General features: G+C 71.3%; 26 protein-coding genes and 1 pseudogene. 14 read left to right on the top strand and 13 right to left on the bottom strand.

Annotated features, from left to right (window positions below; all coding sequences use genetic code 11):
• Positions 1-66 precede the first annotated feature (66 nt).
• Entirely contained in the window at positions 67-396 is a 330-nt protein-coding gene (locus AC0NH5_RS41545) for a flavodoxin family protein (protein ID WP_474413695.1), read from the bottom strand.
• A 198-nt stretch (positions 397-594) separates the two neighbouring features.
• Between AC0NH5_RS41545 and AC0NH5_RS41540 the strand changes: the two genes are divergently transcribed.
• Together AC0NH5_RS41540 and AC0NH5_RS41535 are read left to right on the top strand one after the other, a co-directional pair.
• Positions 595-1,002 (top strand): YciI family protein, encoded by a 408-nt coding sequence (locus AC0NH5_RS41540; protein ID WP_474413693.1) that lies wholly within the window; start codon positions 595-597, stop codon positions 1,000-1,002.
• 5 nt (positions 1,003-1,007) lie between these two features.
• Positions 1,008-2,216, top strand: a complete 1,209-nt coding sequence (locus AC0NH5_RS41535; protein WP_474413691.1) for an RNA polymerase sigma factor — start codon at positions 1,008-1,010, stop codon at positions 2,214-2,216.
• On the opposite strand, the gene AC0NH5_RS41530 is transcribed toward AC0NH5_RS41535, so the two are convergent.
• Positions 2,136-3,455, bottom strand: coding sequence for an alpha-amylase family protein (locus AC0NH5_RS41530; RefSeq protein WP_474413689.1), 1,320 nt, complete (start codon positions 3,453-3,455; stop codon positions 2,136-2,138). The genes AC0NH5_RS41535 and AC0NH5_RS41530 overlap by 81 nt on opposite strands.
• A 68-nt stretch (positions 3,456-3,523) precedes the next feature.
• Here AC0NH5_RS41530 and AC0NH5_RS41525 point away from each other — a divergent pair, with 68 nt between their 5' ends.
• Entirely contained in the window at positions 3,524-4,396 is an 873-nt protein-coding gene (locus AC0NH5_RS41525; protein ID WP_474413687.1) for a TolB family protein, read from the top strand.
• 32 nt (positions 4,397-4,428) lie between these two features.
• Here AC0NH5_RS41525 and AC0NH5_RS41520 read toward each other — a convergent pair whose 3' ends face one another.
• The 4 genes from AC0NH5_RS41520 to AC0NH5_RS41505 form a co-directional block, all read right to left on the bottom strand.
• Entirely contained in the window at positions 4,429-4,629 is a 201-nt protein-coding gene (locus tag AC0NH5_RS41520) for a glycine zipper domain-containing protein (protein ID WP_474413685.1), read from the bottom strand.
• Between the two features lie 65 nt (positions 4,630-4,694).
• Positions 4,695-5,450, bottom strand: coding sequence for a class I SAM-dependent methyltransferase (locus tag AC0NH5_RS41515; protein WP_474413683.1), 756 nt, complete (start codon positions 5,448-5,450; stop codon positions 4,695-4,697).
• Between the two features lie 28 nt (positions 5,451-5,478).
• The gene (locus tag AC0NH5_RS41510; protein ID WP_474413681.1) at positions 5,479-5,628 is read right to left on the bottom strand and encodes a hypothetical protein; all 150 of its coding nucleotides are present in this window, start codon (positions 5,626-5,628) and stop codon (positions 5,479-5,481) included.
• A gap of 114 nt (positions 5,629-5,742) precedes the next feature.
• Entirely contained in the window at positions 5,743-6,240 is a 498-nt protein-coding gene (locus AC0NH5_RS41505) for a hypothetical protein (protein ID WP_474413679.1), read from the bottom strand.
• A 565-nt stretch (positions 6,241-6,805) separates the two neighbouring features.
• Between AC0NH5_RS41505 and AC0NH5_RS41500 the strand changes: the two genes are divergently transcribed.
• Genes AC0NH5_RS41500 through AC0NH5_RS41480 form a run of 5 tightly spaced genes read left to right on the top strand, consistent with a single transcriptional unit; the run spans position 6,806 to position 8,954 of the window.
• A complete protein-coding gene (locus AC0NH5_RS41500) occupies positions 6,806-7,012 on the top strand; it encodes a hypothetical protein (protein ID WP_474413677.1) in 207 nt (68 codons plus the stop codon).
• A gap of 52 nt (positions 7,013-7,064) precedes the next feature.
• Positions 7,065-7,406, top strand: coding sequence for an ArsR/SmtB family transcription factor (locus AC0NH5_RS41495; protein ID WP_474413675.1), 342 nt, complete (start codon positions 7,065-7,067; stop codon positions 7,404-7,406).
• A complete protein-coding gene (locus AC0NH5_RS41490; protein WP_474413673.1) occupies positions 7,403-7,852 on the top strand; it encodes an SRPBCC family protein in 450 nt (149 codons plus the stop codon). The genes AC0NH5_RS41495 and AC0NH5_RS41490 overlap by 4 nt, the downstream gene beginning before the upstream one ends.
• A 1-nt stretch (position 7,853) precedes the next feature.
• Positions 7,854-8,210 carry a nuclear transport factor 2 family protein gene (locus AC0NH5_RS41485; protein WP_474413671.1) on the top strand — a complete coding sequence of 119 codons (357 nt, stop codon included), beginning with the start codon at positions 7,854-7,856 and terminating at the stop codon, positions 8,208-8,210.
• Positions 8,211-8,267: 57 nt separating this feature from the next.
• Entirely contained in the window at positions 8,268-8,954 is a 687-nt protein-coding gene (locus AC0NH5_RS41480; RefSeq protein WP_474413669.1) for a SprT-like domain-containing protein, read from the top strand.
• Here AC0NH5_RS41480 and AC0NH5_RS41475 read toward each other — a convergent pair.
• Together AC0NH5_RS41475 and AC0NH5_RS41470 are read right to left on the bottom strand one after the other, a co-directional pair.
• The gene (locus tag AC0NH5_RS41475) at positions 8,920-9,450 is read right to left on the bottom strand and encodes a hypothetical protein (RefSeq protein ID WP_474413667.1); all 531 of its coding nucleotides are present in this window, start codon (positions 9,448-9,450) and stop codon (positions 8,920-8,922) included. The genes AC0NH5_RS41480 and AC0NH5_RS41475 overlap by 35 nt on opposite strands.
• A gap of 11 nt (positions 9,451-9,461) precedes the next feature.
• Positions 9,462-9,902 (bottom strand): MarR family winged helix-turn-helix transcriptional regulator, encoded by a 441-nt coding sequence (locus AC0NH5_RS41470; RefSeq protein ID WP_474413665.1) that lies wholly within the window; start codon positions 9,900-9,902, stop codon positions 9,462-9,464.
• 101 nt (positions 9,903-10,003) lie between these two features.
• On the opposite strand from AC0NH5_RS41470, the gene AC0NH5_RS41465 reads away from it, so the two are divergent.
• Both AC0NH5_RS41465 and AC0NH5_RS41460 read left to right on the top strand, forming a co-directional pair.
• On the top strand, positions 10,004-10,450 hold the full coding sequence (locus AC0NH5_RS41465; RefSeq protein WP_474413663.1) for a DUF6069 family protein: 447 nt from the start codon (positions 10,004-10,006) through the stop codon (positions 10,448-10,450).
• A 188-nt stretch (positions 10,451-10,638) separates the two neighbouring features.
• A pseudogene (locus tag AC0NH5_RS41460) lies at positions 10,639-11,045 on the top strand (transposase); the annotation flags it as partial.
• Between the two features lie 50 nt (positions 11,046-11,095).
• Here the strand turns inward: AC0NH5_RS41460 and AC0NH5_RS41455 are convergent.
• Genes AC0NH5_RS41455 through AC0NH5_RS41445 form a run of 3 tightly spaced genes read right to left on the bottom strand, consistent with a single transcriptional unit; the run spans position 11,096 to position 13,122 of the window.
• Complete coding sequence (locus AC0NH5_RS41455) at positions 11,096-11,254, bottom strand: hypothetical protein (protein WP_474413661.1); 159 nt, start codon at positions 11,252-11,254, stop codon at positions 11,096-11,098.
• Between the two features lie 17 nt (positions 11,255-11,271).
• On the bottom strand, positions 11,272-11,892 hold the full coding sequence (locus AC0NH5_RS41450; protein WP_474413659.1) for a hypothetical protein: 621 nt from the start codon (positions 11,890-11,892) through the stop codon (positions 11,272-11,274).
• A gap of 24 nt (positions 11,893-11,916) precedes the next feature.
• Positions 11,917-13,122, bottom strand: a complete 1,206-nt coding sequence (locus tag AC0NH5_RS41445) for a GAF domain-containing sensor histidine kinase (RefSeq protein ID WP_474413657.1) — start codon at positions 13,120-13,122, stop codon at positions 11,917-11,919.
• 117 nt (positions 13,123-13,239) lie between these two features.
• Here AC0NH5_RS41445 and AC0NH5_RS41440 point away from each other — a divergent pair, with 117 nt between their 5' ends.
• The 3 genes from AC0NH5_RS41440 to AC0NH5_RS41430 all read left to right on the top strand — a co-directional run bounded on the left by AC0NH5_RS41440 (position 13,240) and on the right by AC0NH5_RS41430 (position 18,764).
• Positions 13,240-15,558, top strand: coding sequence for a PAS domain S-box protein (locus AC0NH5_RS41440; RefSeq protein ID WP_474413655.1), 2,319 nt, complete (start codon positions 13,240-13,242; stop codon positions 15,556-15,558).
• Positions 15,559-15,687: 129 nt separating this feature from the next.
• Positions 15,688-17,508, top strand: coding sequence for a right-handed parallel beta-helix repeat-containing protein (locus AC0NH5_RS41435; protein WP_474413653.1), 1,821 nt, complete (start codon positions 15,688-15,690; stop codon positions 17,506-17,508).
• 140 nt (positions 17,509-17,648) lie between these two features.
• A complete protein-coding gene (locus tag AC0NH5_RS41430; RefSeq protein WP_474413651.1) occupies positions 17,649-18,764 on the top strand; it encodes a M20/M25/M40 family metallo-hydrolase in 1,116 nt (371 codons plus the stop codon).
• Between the two features lie 109 nt (positions 18,765-18,873).
• Here the strand turns inward: AC0NH5_RS41430 and AC0NH5_RS41425 are convergent, their stop codons facing one another.
• Together AC0NH5_RS41425 and AC0NH5_RS41420 are read right to left on the bottom strand one after the other, a co-directional pair.
• Positions 18,874-19,653, bottom strand: coding sequence for a tyrosinase family protein (locus tag AC0NH5_RS41425; protein ID WP_474413649.1), 780 nt, complete (start codon positions 19,651-19,653; stop codon positions 18,874-18,876).
• A 74-nt stretch (positions 19,654-19,727) separates the two neighbouring features.
• Positions 19,728-20,177 (bottom strand): tyrosinase family oxidase copper chaperone, encoded by a 450-nt coding sequence (locus tag AC0NH5_RS41420; protein ID WP_474413647.1) that lies wholly within the window; start codon positions 20,175-20,177, stop codon positions 19,728-19,730.
• A 539-nt stretch (positions 20,178-20,716) separates the two neighbouring features.
• On the opposite strand from AC0NH5_RS41420, the gene AC0NH5_RS41415 reads away from it, so the two are divergent.
• Positions 20,717-21,097 (top strand): tyrosinase family oxidase copper chaperone, encoded by a 381-nt coding sequence (locus tag AC0NH5_RS41415; protein ID WP_474413645.1) that lies wholly within the window; start codon positions 20,717-20,719, stop codon positions 21,095-21,097.
• Positions 21,098-21,105: the final 8 nt, after the last annotated feature.

The raw sequence follows: 21,105 nt of genomic DNA, 5'->3' as shown, positions 1-21,105 counted from the left end.
CCACGAAGCCCTGCTCAAACTCGGTTGCGCCCTGATCTGCTGGCGCCGTCTCCACCACTCAAAGAGTTAGGAGTTCTTAGCCATCTTCGTGTCGAAAGCCGCGGCGGGGAGGCCGGAGACCCTCGGCAGATGATCAAGGAACTCGCGCAGGCCGATCTCAGCGGCGCCGGTACGGGCGGCGCCGCGCTGCCGGGCGTCGGCGCGGGTGCGCGGGCGGCTGAGGCTGAAAGCGTGGGTGGGTGCGCCGACGACCAGGAGGTCCGATTCGCCGAGCGGCGGGCGGGTCCGCACGTCGGCGACGGTGACGTCGTAGCCCGGCTGAAGGCCTTCCGCGATCGCGTGGGCGATCGCCTCGGTGTTGCCGAAGTGGGATTCGAAGACGACGAGCGCTCGCATGACCGGCTCCTTCCGTGTCCACCTCCACTCTCCTCCGGCCGGGCGTCGCCGGGCCGGTGCCGTCGGGCCCGACCTGGCGGGCCGGACGTCCCGGCATCGGTGTGCGGCATTGCTGGTGAAGAATATCCGCGGGCGATGTCGAGAACGCGCGGCCGGCTGCGTCCCTGGATTGCACACAGCGAGAATAGGGAGAACACGATGGCCAAGTACCTGCTGCTCAAGCACTACCGGGGCGCCCCGGCGCCGGTCAACGACGTGCCGATGGACAAGTGGACGCCGGAGGAGATCTCCGCGCACATGCAGTTCATGCAGGATTGGGCTGCCCGCCTGGAGGGCACCGGCGAGTTCGTCGACGGTCAGGCGCTCGCGCCGGAGGGCACCTTCGTCCGCTACGACGGCGAAGGGCGGCCGCCGGTCACCGACGGCCCGTTCGCGGAGACCAAGGACCTGATCGCCGGGTGGATGATCATCGACGTGGAGAGCTACGAGCGGGCGCTGGAGGTGACCGGCGAGTTGTCGGCGGCGCCCGGCGCGGGCGGCAAGCCGATCCACGAGTGGATCGAGCTGCGCCCGTTCCTGACCCTGCCGCCGACGGTCACCGAGTAACGACGGTGGAGGAGACCCTGCTGCGGGCGCTGACACCCACGGTGATCGGCATTCTGGTCCGGCGCGGGGCCGGTTTCGCGGCGGCCGAGGACGCCGTGCAGGACGCCCTGATCGAGGCCGTGCGCGTGTGGCCGCGGGATCCGCCGCGGGATCCGCAGGGTTGGCTGGTCGCGGTGGCCTGGCGCCGGTTCCTCGACGCGGTCCGTGCGGACACCTCCCGGCGCCGCCGGGAGGTGTCCGCCGAGGCCGAGCCGGTGCCCGGCCCGGGCACCGAGGTGGACGACACTCTGCAGCTCTACTTCCTCTGCGCGCACCCGTCGCTGACGCCCTCGTCGGCGGTGGCACTGACCTTGCGCGCGGTCGGCGGGCTGACCACCCGGCAGATCGCGCAGGCATATCTCGTGCCGGAGGCGACGATGGCTCAGCGCATCAGCCGGGCCAAACGCACCGTGTCCGGGGTGCGGTTCACCCGGCCCGGTGACGTCGCCACTGTGCTGCGGGTGCTCTACCTGGTCTTCAACGAGGGTTACTCGGGGGAGGTGGATCTGGTCGCCGAGGCGATCCGGCTGACCCGGCAGCTGGCCGCCCACATCCGGCACGAGGAGGTCGCCGGGCTGCTCGCGCTCATGCTGCTGCACCACGCGCGGCGGGCGGCGCGCACCGGCCCGGACGGCCGCCTCGTGCCGCTCGCCGAGCAGGACCGCAGCCGGTGGGACACCGCGATGATCGCCGAGGGGGTCGAGCTGCTGCAGGGGGCCCTCGCCCGCGACCGGCTGGGGGAGTTCCAGGCGCAGGCCGCGATCGCCGCCCTGCACGCGGACGCGCGGACGGCCGAGGCGACGGACTGGGTGCAGATCGTCGAGTGGTACGACGAACTGGTGCGGCTCACCGGCAACCCGGTGGCCCGCCTGAACCGGGCCGTCGCGGTGGGGGAGGCGGACGGCCCGCGGGCGGGACTGGCGGCCCTGGCCGCGCTCGATCCGGCTCTGCCGCGGTACACGGCCGTCTCCGCGTATCTGCGGGAGCGCGACGGGGACCTCGCCGCCGCGGCCCGCCTGTACGCCGAGGCCGCGCGGTCGGCGCCGAACCTCGCCGAGCGCGACCACCTCACCCGGCAGGCGGCCCGCCTCAACCTACTTCTCCAGCACGGCCCACCCTCGCGGGGGCAGCGCGACCGTGGCGCCGCTGAGCGTGCCGGACCCGCAGACGACTGAGCGGGCGTCGGCGGCGGGCAGGGTGGCCGGGGTGTCGTCGAGGTTCAGGGCGACGACGATCGCCTTGTCGTACGCCGCGGTGCGCAGCACGATGCGGGTGTTGTCGAGGTGCACCACGTCGGAGTGCGCGCGGAACAGCCACGGGTTGCGGCGGCGCAGCGCCACCAGGTCCTGGTGAGCCCGCAGGACAGTCCGGGCGTCGTCGCCGAGAGCGTCGGCCGCCGGCGGCTGCGGGGCGAACTCCGGCCGGACCGCGTCGTCGCCGCCGAGCCGCTCCTCCTTGACCCCGGTCATCGCGAACTCGTCACCCGCGTAGACGCTGGGCACGCCGGCGCAGGTGAACAGCACGGCGACCGCGTGCGGCACGAACTGCCGGCCGACGCTGGACGCGATCCGGGTCACGTCGTGGTTGCCGACGAAGGTCGACGGCACGAACGTCGCGAGCAACTCGTCGTGGCGGCGCACCGCGTGGGCCAGTTCGTACAGATTGCGGTCGACGATGGCATGCCAGATGCCCTGCCACAGCTCGTACTGGGTGAGTGAGTCCATCGTCGAGACCCGGACGATGTCGGCGGCGGCCCCGTGGATCACCTCACCGGTGAACCAGGCGTCCGGGTGGGCCCGGCGCACGGTGGGCAGCACATGGGACCAGAACGCCGGATCCACCGCGTACGCCGCGTCCAGCCGCCAGCCGTCGGCTCCCCGGTCGAGCCAGTGCAGCATCACCCGGGTGACCAGGTCCCGCACGGCCGGCGCGGCATGATTCAGCGCGACCAGCCGGTCGTGTCCCTCGAAGACCTCGGCGCGCACCGGGTCGCCGGGCCGCCACCCCTGCCAGTCGATCCGGAACAGGTCCGCGGTGCTCGCGGCCGGCCCCTGCTCCTCGACCTCGCGGAAGGCCGGGTGCGCCCGTCCGACGTGGTTGAACACGCCGTCCAGCAGGATCCGGACCCCGCGCTCGTGGCACGCCGCGACCAGCTTGTCGAAGTCGTGGTCGTCGCCGAGCCGCGGATCGATGCGGAAGTGGTCGACGGTGTCGTAGCCGTGCGACCGGGCGGCGAAGATCGGCCCGAGCATGATTCCGTTGAGGCCGAGCCGCACCACGTGGTCCAGCCAGTCCTCGACGCGGTGCAGGCGGTGCGCCACCGCGCCGTCGCCGTCGCCGGGCCGCACCGGAGCGCCGGTGAAGCCCAGCGGGTACAGATGCCACCACATGACGTGCTCGGTCCAGGAGCTCATCGGTTCCCTAACGCTGTGCAGAAAGAGCCTTCTATCGTACGAGTGAAGCGCCGGTAATGTTCTCTCCCGTGGGAGACGGTCGTAACCTCGCTCCGGGACAGATGTGCCGCATCCACGTCCTCGACGTCGGCACCGGGGCGACGACGGCGGTGCACGTCACCTCGACGGTGCTCTTCGAGGCGCCGAACTGGACACGTGACGGTGATCTGATCGTCAACGGGGACGGACTGCTGTGGCGCCTGCCGGCCGACGGGTCGGCGCCGCCCCGGCAGATCCCGTTCGACGGTGTTCCGCCGCTGAACAACGACCACGTGCTCGCGCCGGACCACGAGACGATCTTCCTGTCCGCGGACGACGGGCACATCTACGAGGCGCCGCTCACGGGCGGGGCCGGGCGCCGGGTGACGCACGAGAACCGGATGCACTTCCTGCACGGGGTGAGCCCGGACGGCGGCACCCTGGCGTACGTGGGCATCGAGGGCCGGCGCTGGGACGCCGGGAACCTGTGGACGATCGGCCGCGCGGGCGGGGCGTCGGCGCGGCTCACCGGCGAGGGCGGTCCGGACGACGGTCCGGAGTACTCACCGCGCGGCGACTGGGTCTACTTCAACACCGAGCGGTTCTCCACCGCGCCGGGGCACGCGCAGATCGCCCGGATCCGGCCGGACGGGTCGGGGTTGCGGCAGCTCACCTTCGACGAACGGGTCAACTGGTTCCCGCATCTCGCGCCGGACGGGCGGCGAGCGGTCTACCTGAGTTATCCGTCCGGCACGCACGGCCACCCGGCCGACCTGGTGGTCGAACTGCGGCTGGTCGACGGCGACGCCTGGCAGGCACCGCGCACGGTGGCCGTGCTGCCGGGTGGGCAGGGGACGATCAACGTGAACAGCTGGGCGCCGGACTCGCGCCGGTTCGCCTACATCGACTATCCGGTGCTTTAGGTCGTACCCCCGGCTGCCGTTGATCGTGATGGTCAGCGGTCCGGGGCCCGCTTCGCCTTGCGGGCCTCGTGGATGCCGATCGCCACCGCGATGCCGACGGCCGGGCCGAGCGCCAGGCCGATGCCGATGTTGTCGAAGAACAGCATCCCGGCGACCATGCCGAGGGCGATACCGAGCGCGACGCCGAGGCCGAGCAGGCGGTCACGTTCCTTGACGTCGTCCGGGTTCGACATCGTGCTCCTCACGTCGCCGGGGTGGTGCCCGGGGCATACCCGATCGGCTGTCGCGGAAACGGCGCTCAGGGTGCCGTGGCGTAGGCGACGACGCGACGCAGGGCGTCGAAGTTCTCCAGCGTGCGCCGGCCCTCCTCCTGCAGCGACGCCAGCGCCCGATCCCCTCCGTCGTTGGCGGTCGCTGCGGCTTCCTCGTAGACACCGCGCTCCGCGGCACGCCACCGCGGCCGGTCCGCCACGACGATGTGCGCGAAGCCGGCGTTCTCGAGGTCGCGGTGAAGGTCGAGGTTCCGCAACCGGTCCATCACCCGCACGTTCCCGGGCAGCGTGGGCTGCCAAGTGGTCAGCGCCAGCCGTCCGCCGCTGACCAGCACCCGGCGGAACTCGCGGAGCGCGGCGACAGGGGGATCGGCGAATTGCACCGAGTCCGTGCACAGGATCGCGTCGGCGGTGGCAGCAGGCAGTCCGGTGCCGGTGAGCGTCCCGACGTGGAACTCGGCCCGGCCGGGGGAGAGGCGCCGGGCCGCGATGTGCCGGGCCTGCCGGAGCGCGACCGCGGAGAAGTCGACGCCGACGAGCCGGGCGCCGCTGCGCCGCGCCACCTCGACGCCGTAACCACCCCGGCCGCAGGCGACGTCGAGGAGCAGCCCGTCCGGCGGTACCCGCAACGCATCCACGATCTCGTCGAGGGCCTCCCAGGGCAGGACTCCGGCCGACCCGAGTTCTGCGGGCAGCCCGAGGTGGCGCCGGAGGATAGCGTCCTTGGCCGGTGAGGTCTCCATCTCCGCGTACCAGCGGTCGAAGTACGCGCTGTCCGGCACCAGCGGTCCCACCTCCCTGGCCGGAGCGTCAGCGGCGGCGGCTCTGGAACCGGGTGACCAGCCCGCGCAGCCGGCGCTGGTTCTCCGGCTTGGCCATTTCCCGGCGGCCCTGCTCGACCAGCCGCCGGCCCTGCGGGCCCTGCAGGAACGCGCGGACACGTTGGGCGAGTGTCGCCATGGTGGTGCCTCCTCGGATCAGGTGTCCCAGGGGTTTACCCGTTCCACGCTCATCGCAACCGGCTTCCCCCGGCCAGGGCGAATGCCCGGCACGAGCCGGGCATTCGCCGGCGGCTCAGAAGTTGGTCTTGACGCCGGCGGCCTTGCACGCCGCGTTGAGCTGCTTGCCGGCCTTGGTCGCGGCCGGCGAGTCGGAGGCCTCCACCGGGTTCGCGGCCTCGGCGGCCTCGAGCGCCGCGTCGGCGTTGGCCTTGAGCGCCGCGGCGACCTCGCCGCCGGCGCCCTCGGCCGCCTTGTTGAGGTTGGTGGCGAAGTCGGTCAGCAACGCCTTGGCGTCGGCGGGCGGGATCTCGGCGGCGGTCTGGAACAGGACCATGATCGCCTTCGTGTGGGCCGAGGCCGCCTTGTTCGCCGCCTCGCAGACCTCCTTGTCGTCCTTGGCGGCGGGCGCCGTCGTGGCTTCGCCGGTGGCCTCGGCGGCGGTGGTGGCGGCTGCGGCCGCCGTCGTGGTGGCGGGGGCGGGCGCCGCCGTCTCGGTGCTGTCGCCGCAGGCGGTGAGGGCCATCATGGAAACGCCGACCAGGGCGGCGGAAACAAAGCGCATCGCGAACATGCGCAGAGACGGTAGGCGATCGGCCGCCCCAAGATCAACTGAGTTCGGCGGGTCGTGGCATCCGCGCGATCACGTCGTCCCGGAGGTCCCCGGGTTCGCGCCACCGGCCCTGCCCGCGCCGGGGCCCGGCACGCTGTCCAGCCCGTCCACCCGGTCCGGCAGATCATGCCCCATGCCGGGGTGCGGCGTGAACCCGGCGCCCGGGATCTGTGCGGCGAGGGCGCGTCCGGCGCGCGGGGTCGACCAGCGGGTCGTCGGCGCCCGGGACGACCGTGGTGGGAGATCAGCACGAGCTCGATCAGGAACCGGCGCCGGCCACGTTGTCGGAGGTCAGTGCCGCGACGGACGCCCGTCACCGCCCCACGATCAGCCGGCGCCGCGGTGTGCCCGGGCGGCCGACGACCAGGGTGGGGTCCTGTTCGATCTGCGTCAGGGCGGCAGCGGCGGGGTCAGGCGATGCTGCTGACCACCGGGCATTGATCTTCCTGTTGCTATGGTGTGCCGCGTGGCCGAGCCTTCGAAGTCGAATCGTGAGCCCCGGCGGTCGGATGCTTCACTCGGGCCGTTGATCCCGTCGCCGCTCCTGATGATCGCCTCGGCCGCGCTGCTGACCCTGAGCGTCTTCCTGCTGTGGACCCTCGTCCTCGAGGAGGAGTTCTACGTCGTCGACGAGGTCGAGACGCTGCTGGAAACCGTGGCCTGCATCGGCATCCCGGCGATCGCCGGCCTCGCGCTGATCGTGGTCGTGATCAACCGCCGACGTGGGCGGTAGCGCTTCACAAACATTCGCTTGTGCAAACTGATGTTTGCGTTAGAGTGCGGAGGTGCCTGCCGCCTCAGCGAGTCCCGACATCGACTCCGCCTTCGCCGCCCTGGGCGACCCGGTTCGTCGCGCCCTGGTGACCCGCCTCGCCCACGGTGACGCCACCGTGGGGGAGCTGGCCGCGCCGTTCGGCCTGACCCAGCAGGCGATCTCCCACCACGTCGGTGTGCTGCGCCGATGCGGCCTGGTCGAGCAGCGGCGGGAAGGCGCCCGCCGCCCGTGCCGGCTGCGGGTCGACCAGCTGGCTTTGCTGAGCACGTGGATCGACGACCAGCGCCGCGTCTGGGGCGACCGGCTCGACACGCTGGAGCAGCACCTCGCCGGCGACGGCACGGCGAAGTGACCCGGGCGGAGCTTCGCGGCGGCGAGCTGATCGCCGAACGGCATCTCGCGGCGCGCGCCGACCGGGTCTGGGCGGCCTTCACCTCGGCGGCCGGCATCGCCGCGTTCTGGGGTGGCTCGCACGCCACCGTCCCGCCCGGGTCGGTGACCGTCGACCTGCGGGTGGGTGGCGAGTTCGCGCTCGACACCCGGGCCGCGAGCGGGGCGACCCGGCGGCTCCGGTTCCGATATGTGAGCATCGCGGCGCCGCGGGAGCTGGTGTTCGACGAGCCGGTCACCGGGCTCCGGACGACCGTCACCATCCGGCCGGCCGGCGACGGCACCGACCTGACGGTGCATCAGCGGCGGCTGCCTCCCGAGCTGCGGACGGCACAGGCGGCCGAGGGGCTCGCGTCGATTCTGGACGCCTTGGCCGTACACCTCGATGTTTCCCGGAATGGAGAATGACATGGCAGCCGGCGCGCAGCGAGACGTCGTCGCGGAGTACTTCGACGGGTTCCGGACGAGTGACCACCGGCGGATCCTCGCCACCCTCACCGACGACGTCGAATGGGTGATCCACGGGCACCGGACCACCCGCGGCAAGGCCGAGTTCGACGGTGAGATCGAGAACCCGGGCTTCACCGGCAGCCCGCAGCTCGACGTTCAGCGCATCCACGAGGACGGCCCGGTCGTCGTCACCACGGGGGAGGGGCGCGGTGTCAGCGTCGAACACGGGCCGTTCCGGTTCGCGTTCAACGATCTGTTCACGTTCCGTGACGGGCTCATCGCCCGCGTCGACTCGTACGTCGTCCCCCTTCGCTGAGCCGCACGCGGTCGTGGCACCATCGGCCGGAACACGTGTGCCGAAGGAGCGTCGCGGTTGGAACTCACCCAGGTGCGGGAACTCGCCACAAGCCTGATGGCCCGGCACCGGCTGACCGGCTGGCGGCTGTCCTTCGACGGCGCGAAGACCCGCGCCGGCGTCTGCCGCCCGGACCGGCGCGAGATCGCCCTGTCCCGGGCGCTGATGAGTCTGTATTCGCCGGAGCAGGTCACCGAGACGGTGCTGCACGAGATCGCGCACGCGCTGGCCGGCCCCGGGCACGGACACGACCGGGTGTGGCGGGCCGTCGCCCGGCGCATCGGCTGCTCGGGCGCGCGGTGTCTGCCCGCCGAGGCCCCCCGGGTCGACGGGCCGTGGGCCGGCGTCTGCCCGGCCGGGCACCGCACGACGGCCCATCGGCGTCCGGTCCGCGTCCGGTCGTGCCCGGAGTGCTCGCCCCGGTTCTCCGTCGCGGCCCTGTACACCTGGACCTATCGGGGTCGCCCCGCGGCGATGGACCCGAGGTACGACGCCGAGCTGGCCCGGCTGCTCGACGACCGCCCCGCGCCGGTGCCGGCCCCGGTGGCCGTGGGCGACCGGGTCAGGCTCACCTGTTCGGGCAAGTACGCCGGTCTGACCGGCGTCGTCGAGAAGCGCGGGCGCAGTCGCTATCAGGTGCGGACGAGGGCGGGCCTGCTGAACGTCGCCTTCAGCCTGGCGCAGCCGCTGACCGCCCCGGACTGACCGGCCAGACGCGCAGGAGGTATTCCTCCGGCGCGGCGTGCTCACCCCCGGCGTCCTCGTCGGCCTCCCAGAGTTCCTCGGCGGCCGCGGCGGCCTGGTCGCGCCCGCGGTGCCACGCCGCGATCCGGTACGCGCCGGCGCCGTCGGGCAGCGTCACCCGCTCGACGTCGCCGGGCGAGAGGGGCACCGGGCCGGCGGAGATGTTCTCGCAGGCGAGCTGCCCGTCCGGGAACTCGACGGTCAGCTCACGGCGCCCCGTCCAGCCGCCGTCGGCCTCGGTGTCCGGCGGGGTGTCCCACAGTTCGAGGTGGACCACGATCGGGAGGGTGTCCTGGGCGGCCTTGACCGCCACCCGCCAGCGGCTGCCGCCGATGACCGCCTCCTCCGAGTCGGCGACGCACCGGACGAGGTCCGCCTCCTCGGATCCGGACACCGACGGATCGCTGACGATCAGCCGGCCGTAGTAGGGCAGCGCCTCGCCCCGGTACGCGCCCACGCGCGGCATGATCAGCCCTGTGCCGGCGGGGACTGGCCGGCCACCACCGTCGCGAGCAGGTCCCGCAGCTGACCGCGGTCGGCACCCAGCGCGTCGAAGAGCGCGGCAGCCCGGAGGTGCGCCTCGGCGCCCAGCGCGTCGCGGCGGCGTCTGCCCTCCGCGGTCAGCACGAGGTGCTTGACCCGCCGGTCGGCCGGGTCGGTCCGGCGGGTGACCAGGCCCCGCCGTTCCAGGCCGTCGACGATGCCGGTCACGTTGGAGGCGTCGCAGCTGAGCACTTCGGCCAGATCGCGCATGGGCGCGGGACCGCGCAGGTTGACCAGGGCGAGCGCCTGCGCGGGCGGCAGGTCGAGGTCCGCCGCGATCGCGTTGAACCCCTGCCGGAGGTGTCCCGCGACCCGGAAGACCAGGTCGGCCAGCTCGGTGATCACCGGATCGGGCTCTGCAGTCATGGTTGGAATGATACGTGCCCTAGATAGTTGAGATTCCAAAGTATCTGCTACGCTCGCCAAAGGTTGAGCTACTCAACCTTTGGCTTACTCAAGGAGGCGTCGTGGCAGTCGAGACGAACACCGGCCGGGCGGGGCGTACGGGACGGTTCGGCAGAACGGGCAGACGGCTGCTCGTGGTCGCGGGCGCGGTCCTCGCCACCGTCCTGGTGTGGGTCGTCGGGGAGCCGCTCCTCGGCCACGACCTGATCGTCGTCCAGCCGGGGCAGCCCGCCCTGGACCTCGGCCCGGCCGCGATCGCCGTCGTGGCGCTGGGATCGAGCCTGGTCGGCTGGGCGGCGCTGGCCGTCCTGGAGCGGATCACCGCTCGCGCCGTCCTCATCTGGACGGTCGCGGCCCTGCTGGTGCTGGCAGTGTCGTTCCTTCCCCTCGTCGGCGTCGAGACGTCCGGCGGGAGCAAAGTGGTGCTCGGGTTGACTCATCTCGCGGTCGCGGCGGCGCTCATCCCGGGGATGCGGCGCACGGCAGCCCCGGGACGAGCCGCTGACTAGTGCCCTGACCAAGACCGTTCACGGTGGTGGATGACACGCCGCCGGGGCTGACGGCGGGGCGGCGGTGTGGCGGCCAGGCTGTGGTGGTGGCAGATCCAGTACGCGTGCGGCGGCTCAGTGACCAGGAGGGGCAGACGCTGCTGATCAAGCACGGGATCGCGTTCCAGCGGACCAAGACGTGGAAGGAATCCATCGGTGACGATCAGCTCCGGGGTGTCGTCCGGCGGCGCAAAGGCGCCACGAACACCCTGGCCGCGCTCAAGTCGATCCGTCGGGCACGCCCGGACGGAGCGCCGATCTATGTCATCCTGGACAACCTGTCCGCACACCAGGGCACGGCGGTCCGGGCCTGGGCGGCCCGGAACAAGGTCGAGTTGTGTTTCACCCCGACATAGGCGTCCTGGGCGAACCCGATCGAGGCTCGGTCCGGGCCGCTACGCACCTTCGTCATCGCCGGCTCGGACCACCCGAACCATCCCACGCTGACTCGTCACCTGCACAACTACCTACGCTGGCGCAACGCCAACGCCCCGTCACCCGCATCCGCAGCGAACGACAACGACGCCGGGGCCAACCCGCCACCCGGGCAGCCTGACCCCAACACCTCAAACGTTCTTGGGCACGGCGCCAGGGACCGACTCGGGCTCAGCGCATCGCTCGCCGCCCCTTCAGCATGCCGAGGACGACGGCGGCGAGCAGCGCCACCACGCCGATGATCAGCAGCCACTTCACCGCTTTGAGGAACAGGCCGAGGAGGATCAGCACCACGGCGACGACGATCAGCAGAGTCAGCAGAGAACGCATGACTCCGGAGTTCCCCGTCAGACCAGATGCAGAACGTACGAATCTCCGTCGCGCCGGAAACCGAGCCGGTCGTAGTACGGCGAGCGCATTCCCGGCGGCGTGATGACGGTGTGGCAGCCGCGGTCGGAGAAGTACCGGCTGCGGCGGAAGACGAACTCGCCCGGGGTGAAGTCGCGGTACCGCTCGGTGACGTAGTCCAGCTCCACCTGGGCCACCCCGTCGCCGCGGACGTGGAAGACCACCACCCCGATCACCTCGTCGCCGTTGACCACCAGGAACGCCGCAGCGTCACGGCGGGTGAGGTCGTCAGGGGCGAAGCCCGGGTTGAACCGGGCGATGTCGTCGTGATGGGTCCGCAGGATGTGCGCCAGGAACTCGTCGCCGGTGCGCACCTCCACCACCTGATAGGCCTTGTCGTCGTGCCGGGTCGCCAGCATCCGCCACAGGTGCCAGCTGTTGATGCCGCAGAGCACGACGTTGAGCCCCACCATCGGCCACACGCCGATCGCGGCGTTGAAGCCGATCAGCACCAGGCAGCCCAGCAGGTTCAGCAGCCGCAGGCGCAGCAGCCGGTTCTGCAGCAGGGACCAGACCAGCAGGGCCGATCCGGCCCAGCCGATCAGGTCGAGAGTCTCCATCCGGCCAGCGTAAACGCCTGCTGATCAGAGCAGTGCGGCGGCCACGGCGGGCAGGGTCACCCGGATCGTGGTGCCACCGCCGGGCCCCCGCTCGGCGACGATCGTGCCGTGATGGGCGTCGATGACCGCCTTGACGATCGTCAGGCCCACGCCGACGCCCTGCACCGCCTCGGTGTCGGCGCTGGGCGCGCGGTAGAAGCGGTTGAACATATGCGGCAGGTCGGCGTCCGAGACACCCGTGCCGGTGTCGCTGACCGTGACGCACGGGCTCGGCCTCGCCTTGGTCGCCACGGTGACCTCGCCACCGGGCGGGGTGAACTTGATGGCGTTCAGCAGCAGATGGCTCAGCGCCTGGGAGAGCCGCTGCGGGTCGCCCAGCGCGGTGACCGGCCGCTCGGTGTGCTCGACCAGCGTGATGTTCTTGTGCTCCGCCAGCGGGCGCGAGCTGGCGACCAGCTGGAAGGTCAGATCGGCCAGGTCGATCTCGTCCCGGTCCAGGTCGAGTTCCTGGTCCCGCAGCCGGGCCACCTGGAGCAGATCGTCGATGAGGCGCAGCAGCCGGTCGGCGTTGCGCTGCATGACCGAGAGGAACCGGCGGGCGCTGTCCGGGTCGTGGTCGCCGTCGAGGAGCATCTCGAGATAGCCGCGGATCGTCGTCAGCGGGGTGCGCAACTCGTGGCTGACGTTGGCCAGGAACGAGTCCATCAAGCGGTCCAGCTCGCGCAGCCGCTCGGCGTTCTCCGAGGCGGTGCGGGCATAGGTGCGCAGCTCCAGCACCACCGAGGCGTGCCGGGCCAGCGCCCGCAGCGCGCGCCGCTGCTCGTCGGTGAGACGCCGGGGCTGGTGGTCGACGACGCAGACGGTGCCGATGACGTGTCCACCCCGTACCTGCAGAGGCGCCCCGGCATAGAAGCGCACGCCCCGCTCGGTCACCATCGGGTTGCCGGCGAACCGGGGGTCGGTCCGGGCGTCGTCCACCTCGAGGACCGCCCGGTCGTCGACCACATGGGTGCAGAACGAGACACTGCGCTCGGTGCCGTCGACCTCGAGGCCGATCCTGGCCTTGAACCACTGCCGGTCCTTGTCGACCAGGCTGACCAGCCCGATCGGCGTACCGCAGATCTCCATGGCGAGCAGCGCGATGTCGTCGAAGTCGCGTTCCGGCTCGGTGCCGAGCACCTGGGTCTCGTACAGTGCCGCCACCCGCTGGGCCTCGTCGTCCGGCGTCACAGCCTGATCGTCGCACGCCGGGCGCTCCCGGCCGTCCGATTGCCGTTTTCCCGCGCTACCGCTCAGCCGCCCGGTCACCTCGCCGAACAGGCGGGGGAGAGTGCTGAGAGGACGGCGTTGGACGGACAACGGCGCATCGAGTGGGCGGATCGGCTGGCGGCGCTGTCGGCCACCGGCGTGCTGGATCTGCCGTCGGCGCCGGGTCTCGACCGGCTGACCCGGCTGGCGTCCCGGATGCTGAAGGCGCCCACGTCGCTCGTCTCACTGGTCACCGACGAACGGCAGGTGTTCGCGAGCCGGCTGGGGCTGCCGGAACCGTGGGCACAGGCCGGGCAGACCCCGCTGTCGCACTCCTTCTGCCAGTACGTGGTCGACGACGACGCCCCGCTGGTGGTCTCCGACGCCCGCGACGACGAGCGGCTGCGCGGCAACCGGGCGATCGACGAGATCGGGGTCATCGCCTACGCGGGCATGCCGATCCGGCTCGGCGGCCAGACCCTCGGTTCCTTCTGCGCGATCGACGGCCGGCCCCGCACCTGGACCGCTGACCAGCTGGCCGTCCTGGAGGACCTGGCGGGCGCGGTGGCCTCCGAGATCGCGCTGATCAAGGCGGCCCGGGACGCCGAGCGGACCGCGGCGATGACCCGGGCCATCCTGGAGGCGTCCCCGGACGCCTATGTGGCGTACGACGCGGACGGCGCCGTGGTCGAGTGGAACCCGGCAGCCGAGGCGCTGTTCGGCTGGTCTCGTGCCGAGGCGATCGGCGGCGCGATCGCCGGCCTCATCATCCCCGAGGAGCATCGGCCGCACTTCGTCGCCGATCTCGCCCAGGTCCGGGCCGGCGGGCGGTCCATGCTGGCCGGGCGGCGGGTGCAGACGCCGGCGGTCGACCGGCACGGCCGCTGCTTCCCGGTCGAGTTCAGCGCGCAGATCATCCGCAGCGCCGGCAACTCGGTCCTGCACGCCTTCCTGCACGACATCAGCGTGCGCCGGGCGGCGGAGAGTGAGCTGCAGCGGCAGGCCGAGCTGATCGACGCGGCACCGGCGGCGATCATCGTACGGGGCCGGGACGGCTCGATCCGCTTCTGGAACCGCGGTGCGGAGCAGATGTACGGGTGGCCGGCCGAAGCCGTCCTCGGCCGCAACATCCACCAGTTGCTGGCCACTCACGCCAAGAACGTGCCCGAGATGGAGGAGGCCCTCGAGTCGGCGGGCGTCTGGGAAGGTGAGCTGACCCACCGGCACGCCGACGGCCACACCATCGTGGCGCTCAGCCGCCACGTGCTGCGCCCGGGCGCGGACGGCGAAGCCGACGAGGTCATCGAGACGGAGACCGACATCACCCGCCGGCGGCGCGCCGAGCAGGCCCTGGCGATCAGCGAACGGCAGTTCCGGACCCAGTTCAACCAGTCCACCATCGGCCAGGCCATCGTCGGCCTGGACGGGCGCATCATCCAGGTCAACCAGGCCTATGCCGACATGCTCGGCCACACCCCCGAGCAGCTGCGGGGCCGCCCCGACGCGGAGCTGACCCACCCCGGCGACCGGGGTGACGCCGTCAAGCTGCTCGCCGGTCTGTTCGCCGACGCCTACGACTCCTACCAGCGCACCAAACGCCTCGTGCACGCCGACGGCCACGCCCTCGACGTGCGCATCGGGGTCCGCCTGGTCCGCGACGACGACGGCGCACCGCTGCACCTGATCGGCGTCATCGAGAACATCACCGACCAGCTCCGCGCCCACCGCGAGATCGAGGATCGCAACCGGCAGCTGGAACAGGCGAACCAGCTGAAGCTCGACCTGATGGGCATGCTGTCGCACGACATCGGCACGCCGCTGACCGCCATCGCCGGCTTCAGCGAGCTGCTCGCCGACGAGGAACTGCCCGCACCTGCGCCGGCGCTGCTGGCCCGCATCCGCCGCGGCGTGCAGCGCATCGACGAGATCCGCCACAACGTGCTGGCCATGTGCAGCGTCGACGCCGGCGCCCTGACCGCCCGCCGGGAGCCGGTGCGGCTGGCCGCCGCCCTGCGTGAGGCGCTCGACGCCGCCGAGACGCGGCTGCCCGCCTACTGCCCGGCCGACCTCCACGTCCTGGTCAACCCGGCCCACCTGCAGCAGATCGTCGTGAACTTCCTGACCAACGCGACGAAGTACGGGGGAGGCGCCACCGCCATCAGCGTGCGGGCCGATCCCGGCACCGTCGTCATCGCCGTCCACGACGAGGGCCCCGGCATCCCGCGGGCCCTGCGCCCGGCCCTGTTCGACCGCTTCACCCGCGCCGACGACGGCACCACCGGCGCCCGGGGGCACGGGCTCGGCCTCTACATCGTCGCCAGCCTCGCCCAGGCCAACCACGGCACGGTCGCCCACCGCGACAACGAGCCGCACGGCAGCGTCTTCGAGCTGACCCTCGACCGGCATCTGCCGGGCTGAGCTTTCCTCCCGGGGTACGACCTACGCGTACCGAAGCCGGCCGGTGTCCGAACGGCCGATGTGTTCGATGCCTGCCCGGGTGAAAGTCTGCAAGCTGCATTCATCGACATGAATGGAGCGGGGGCTCTCGTGCGCACCGGAACGCTGAGCAGGATCCTGTCCGTCGTCGTGGTGGCCGCGTCGGGGGCCGTCCTGCCGCCCGCCGCGCCGGCGCAGGCGGCGTGGGCACCGGCGGCGGTGACCCTGGTCGGCACGCGGACCGCGTTCTCCGCGGGCGGCTCGACGAGCACCGTCAGCGCCACCGTCCCGGCCGGCGCGCGGGCCGGCGACACCGTGATCGTCTCGGTGTCCGCGGAACGCGCGCTGAAACCCACCCTGTCCGGGCTTTCCGGGCTGACCACCGTGCAGAGCGCCACCGACGGCAACGCGCTCACGGCGGTGACGGCATACAAGACGCTTACCGCCGCCGACACCACCGCGACCGTGGTGGCCACCGTGACCACGATCCGCCGCATGTCGCTGGCCGTCGCCGTCTACCGCAACGTCGGCTCCGTCGTGGCCGCGACCGGCGGTCCGACCGTGCAGGCCGCCGGCGCCACCGCCGTCACCGCCCCGCCGGTCACCCCTGCCCGCGCCGGTGCCGTGCTCGTCTCGGTCGCCAACTACCTGGTGCACTCGGCGCCGTGGACCACCACGTTCACCCCGGCGGCCGGCGTCACCGAACGCGCCGACGTGACCAGCACCCACCCGAGCGCCTGGAACGCCGCGACCTGGCTGACCGAGCGGCGGCTGACCGGCGGTGCCGGGTCGGCGCAGGCCGGCGGCTCCGGAACGAGCGGCTACACCGGCGGCGGCCACTACTTCGCCACCACGCTCGCTCTCGGGCCGCGCACCGAGCTGGAATACCGGTCGGCCCTCGTGGTGGGTGTCGACCGGCCAACCGCCGACCACACCGGCGTCCTGCCCGACGTGCCGCTCACCCGGCACGACGGCGACCTGACCATCACCGCGCCCGGCCTGCACCAGAACCTCGACGTCCAGGGCCGCATCCGGATCCGCGCCTCCGGCGTGACCGTGCGCAACGTGCGCGTCCGGGGCGCCCACGACGTGCCCGCCACGGAGAGCTCGCTGATCGACGTCCTCGGCGACCACAGCAACGTGCTCATCGAACATGTCACACTGCGCCCCGACGTGCCCCGCACCGGATGGAACTCCGGCGTCACCGGCCACGATCTCACGCTGCGCTTCGCCGACATCTCCGGCACGATCGACGGGGTCAACGTCTTCAACTTCGACGCGCAGAAGCGGCCGCTGGCCACGAACACGGTCCTGGAGCACAACTACATCCACGACCTGGTGTGGTGGACCGCGCCGGCCGCCGGCGTCGTGCACCCCCGCGACCAGTTCTCGCACAACGACGCCCTGCAGTTCCAGGGCGGTCACGGCACCGTGGTGCGCGGCAACAGCCTGCACGGCGGGCCGTACGCCAAGCAGGCCGGCCACTGGCGGGTGACCGGCCCGGCCACCGAGCCCTACACGCAGGTGCCGCTGCGCAGCCTGCCCGACGGTGGCCCCCACCTGCCGCTGCCGGACCGGGGGACCGGCACCGAGGCGACCGGCCGCTACAACTGGGGCTCGCAGAACACCGTCATGATCAGTAGTGGCAGCGCCGGGATCCCCAACCACGGCTTCACCGTCACCGACAACTGGCTGTTCGGCGGCAACCAGTCGGTCAACGCCGCCGGCAATGCCTACGAGGCCGGTCTGCACCTGGGCACGTTCCTGCGCAACCGGTTCGACCGCAGCCAGGGCGGCCAGGGCGGCGGCGGGGACAACACGTGGACGCTGAGCTTCGGCGCGGCGTGGTCGGGCCACGTCACCACCGGCGCGGGCACCGTCGACCAGAACACCTACCTGGACAACGGCAACGCGGTCCGCGTCCGCTACTGACCCCACCCCCACGCGGGAAGCGGGCAGCAGACCACAAGTCCCCACGCTGGGCGGGGCGTGCGGTTGTGTGGGGAGCTGGGGTGCGGAGTGAACCACAAGTTCCCACGGTGGGGTTCGTGGATGTCTATATAGTGCCGATCATGCTTGGAGCAGCTGAACCTCGTCTGCGCCCCCTCGACGCGGCGCAGAGTCGCCGCGTGCACGAGCTGCGGGCGGCGATCGACGAGGCGGCGCTCGCGCGGGAGCTGGCGGACCTGCCGGCGCCACGGGTGCGGGTGCACCGGCCGGACGTGATGGCCGCCCTCGACGAGCAGCTGCGCACCCGGTTCGCCGAGGCCGGATGGGCGACCCGGCTGGACCCGTTCCGCGCGAGCGGCGTGCCGCAGTGGGGACCGGGCGAACGGTACGAGGACGTGCTCACCGGCGTGGACATCGACGGCGTGAACGTGGTGGCCGTCAAGGAGGGTGAGGTCCCCGAGGCGGTGCTGGTGGTCGCCCACCACGACACGGTGCCGAACACCGGCGGCGCGGACGACAACGGGACCGGGGTGGTCGGGCTGCTGGAACTGGCCCGCCGGCTCGGCCCGGCCCGGTTCCACCGCACCGTGATGATCGTCGCCGTCGACCACGAGGAGCTCGGTTTCCACGGCGCCCGCCACCTCGTGCGGCAGGTGTCGGTGCGGCGGCCGATCGTCGGCGCCTACGTGTTCGAGATGCTCGGCTTCGCCAGCACCGAACCCGGCAGCCAGCACCTGATCCCGGGACTGGGGCTGCTCTATCCGGGGCAGATCCGCCGCATCCGCCGCAACCAGCAGCGTGGAGACTTCAGCGCGGTGCTCTATCGGCAGTCCGGTCGTACCATGGCGGCTCTTTTCGCCTCGGCCCTGACCGACCCTGACCGGTCCCGGCCGGGCCGTCCTGCTCCGCGCCCCCACCGACCTGCCGGTGATCGGCCCGCTGCTCGGCCGGGCCGTGCCGTTCGCGCAGCATTTCGCGCGCAGCGACCACCTGCCGTTCTGGGACGCCGGGCTGCCGGCGGTGCAGATCACCGACACCGCCAACTTCCGCAACCCCCACTGTCACCGGGCCGGCGACCTGCCCGACACGGTGGACATGAAGCAGGTCGCGGACGTGGTCGCCGCCACCGCGTACGCCGTGGAGATCCTGGCGGAACGTCTGAGCGGCTGATCGCGGAACCCGAACCGCCACCCCACCTGGCCGGGGGGTGGCGGATTCGCCGGGAAGCAGCCGCGTAGGTGCCGGCGGCCCGCCGGGGACCAGCGCGACATGGACCAGGTGGGCCCGGGAGCGCGGTCCGGTCCTCGCCCTCGCCGGCGAGAACGCGCCGCGTGCGCCGGACGAGGGTCAGGCGTAGCTGTAGGCGAGGGCGCTGATGTCGCGTACCGCTGACGGTGTGGCCGCGCTGCCGAACGGGCGCATCGCTTCGGTGTTGTCGATCACACCGGACGTCGTACCGGTTCGCGGTTGGTAGGTGTCGATACCCCGGTTGCCCTGCCACAGCCACCACAGCCGGTCGATGTTGCAGTGGTGCAGCCAGAATGCCGGGTCGTTGGGCGCCTCCCGGGTGCCCATGTGCCCGCCGACGTAGTTGTGGACGCGGTTGTGCAGTTCGATCTCATTGCGGTTGCGGTAGCTGTTGGAGACCGTCGAGTTCCACGGCGACTGGTCGTACACGGTGTAGCTCTGGACCGTGTTCACCGTGGTGGCGGTCGGACGGCCGGCATTTTGGCCGAGCCGGCGTTGCAGGAAGCTGGTGGCGATGCTGCTGCGGTAGACCGTCCAACCCCAGGACGGGCTGAAGTTGCCGCTGGAGACGCTGCCGTTGGTGATCGAGCCGAGGAAATCCGCGGTGAACGGCGTGGCGGCTGTGGTCCAGTCCCAGTACGGGAGGAACAGGTCCGGGTTCCCGCTGACTGCCTGCAGGTCGGTTTCCAGCAGCCGCAGGTACTCACGGTGCCACGGGAAGAACGACGGTGACTGGTGGGCGTGGCTGATGTTGTCGGATGTTCGCGAGAAAAACGTGATGTGCTGGTCGATGTACCAGTTGTAGGTGCGTCCGTTCGCGGATGTGGTCTTGAACCGACGGAGAGCATCGGCGAATGCGCTCTTCTCGGCAGAGGTCATTGCTGCAACGCTCTTGCGTACGACGGCCATGGTGACTTCGCCTCTCGGAAATGGGCTGGTGGGGCGGCGGAATGTCAGTGGCTGTGTTCTTGAGCGGCCTCGCTGCTGAGCTCGAGGTCCCCGAGGAGGTCAACCACCTTCTTGGCCAACTTCTTGAGCCCGTCCTTGTTGTTGCCGTCGTCGATCCGCACCGGGTCGTAGTGGTTGACGGCGCTGATATATCCCACGCCCACGAAAGGCGCGGATCCGTCCTCGGGGACGAAGAGCGTGCTGATGGTGGTGAGGGCGAGCTTCTTGTTGTTGATGTGCAACTCGTCCTTACCGCGCGGGTTGTGTTTTCCCTTGATCTTTTTGCCCTTGTAGACCTCGTCGAAGTCACGCGGGTCCGCCGGGGCGACGTTGCTGCCGCGTCCCGTTGCCGGGTCCGCGCTGGCCAGGCTTTGCCCGGCGACCACCGCGGTGGCGGCGGTGACAGCTCCCGCCGCGCCGTAGCGCAGCAGGTCACGACGGTTCGTCTTGGTCATGTGAATTTCCATTCGGAAGATTGCCGTCCGACCTGGAGTCGATGGTGAACAACGTCGAGCCGTGGCCCGTCGGTACGGCAATAGGGGCGGCGAACGAAAGATGAACAGAGCGGCCGGCGCGCCGATCGACGGTTCGTTCGGTTGCGGCCACTTTCTCATGTAACCACAGGGAAACTTGATTTCCCATTCCCCTCCATCGGACGTGCGACGGCGTCCGGCGACTTAACTGTTCGGAGTTCTTGCATGTGGATCAGACCCGAGCTGTCTTCGCCGTCAGTACCTCTGCGCCGGCGACCTCGGTTACTCACTCCAGCGCTGTGGGGGTGACGTCGACGCCGATCCGCACCGTTGCGCCGCCAATGTGGGGTACGATCCGATATGGCGCCGAACGGCTCTCCGGTCGGCACCGGACACCGCGGGGACTTGCCGGGGCGATCGAATAACGTGCCCTTTATCTGCCGATGTCGATAAGCGCTTGGATGAAGATCTGAATGGAACACGACGAACGGCGGGCGAACATGCGAAGGAATGCCGGACGAATGGTCGCTGTCCTGGCTGCCACCGCCGGGGTGATGATGACCACCGCGGGGTCGGTCAACGCGACCTCTGACATGCCGGTGCGGGAACAGCGCGAACCGGGGGTACGGATGTCCGACAAGCCCGGGTTCTTCGAGACCTACCGTGGGCACCACATCATGGGCTGGGGACAGGGCGCGTCGGCCTGTGCGTACATCGACGGGCTGCAGTTGGTGCTGTATCCGAGCGGTGAGGGCCGGTACAGCAGCGCGCTTCAGGCGTACCAGCAGGAGTCCGGCCTCCGGGCCATCACCAAGGCCTCGGTCCGGACGCTCGGAGATCTGAAGATGACGCCGCCGGCCGACCCGGTCCGGCACTGCCCGACGTTCGTCCTCAACCGGTGACGGAGCGG

The organism is Actinoplanes sp. 13, from assembly GCF_056134165.1.
Note: the sequence above shows the minus strand (reverse complement) of the source record. Positions and strands in the feature narration are given on the sequence as shown.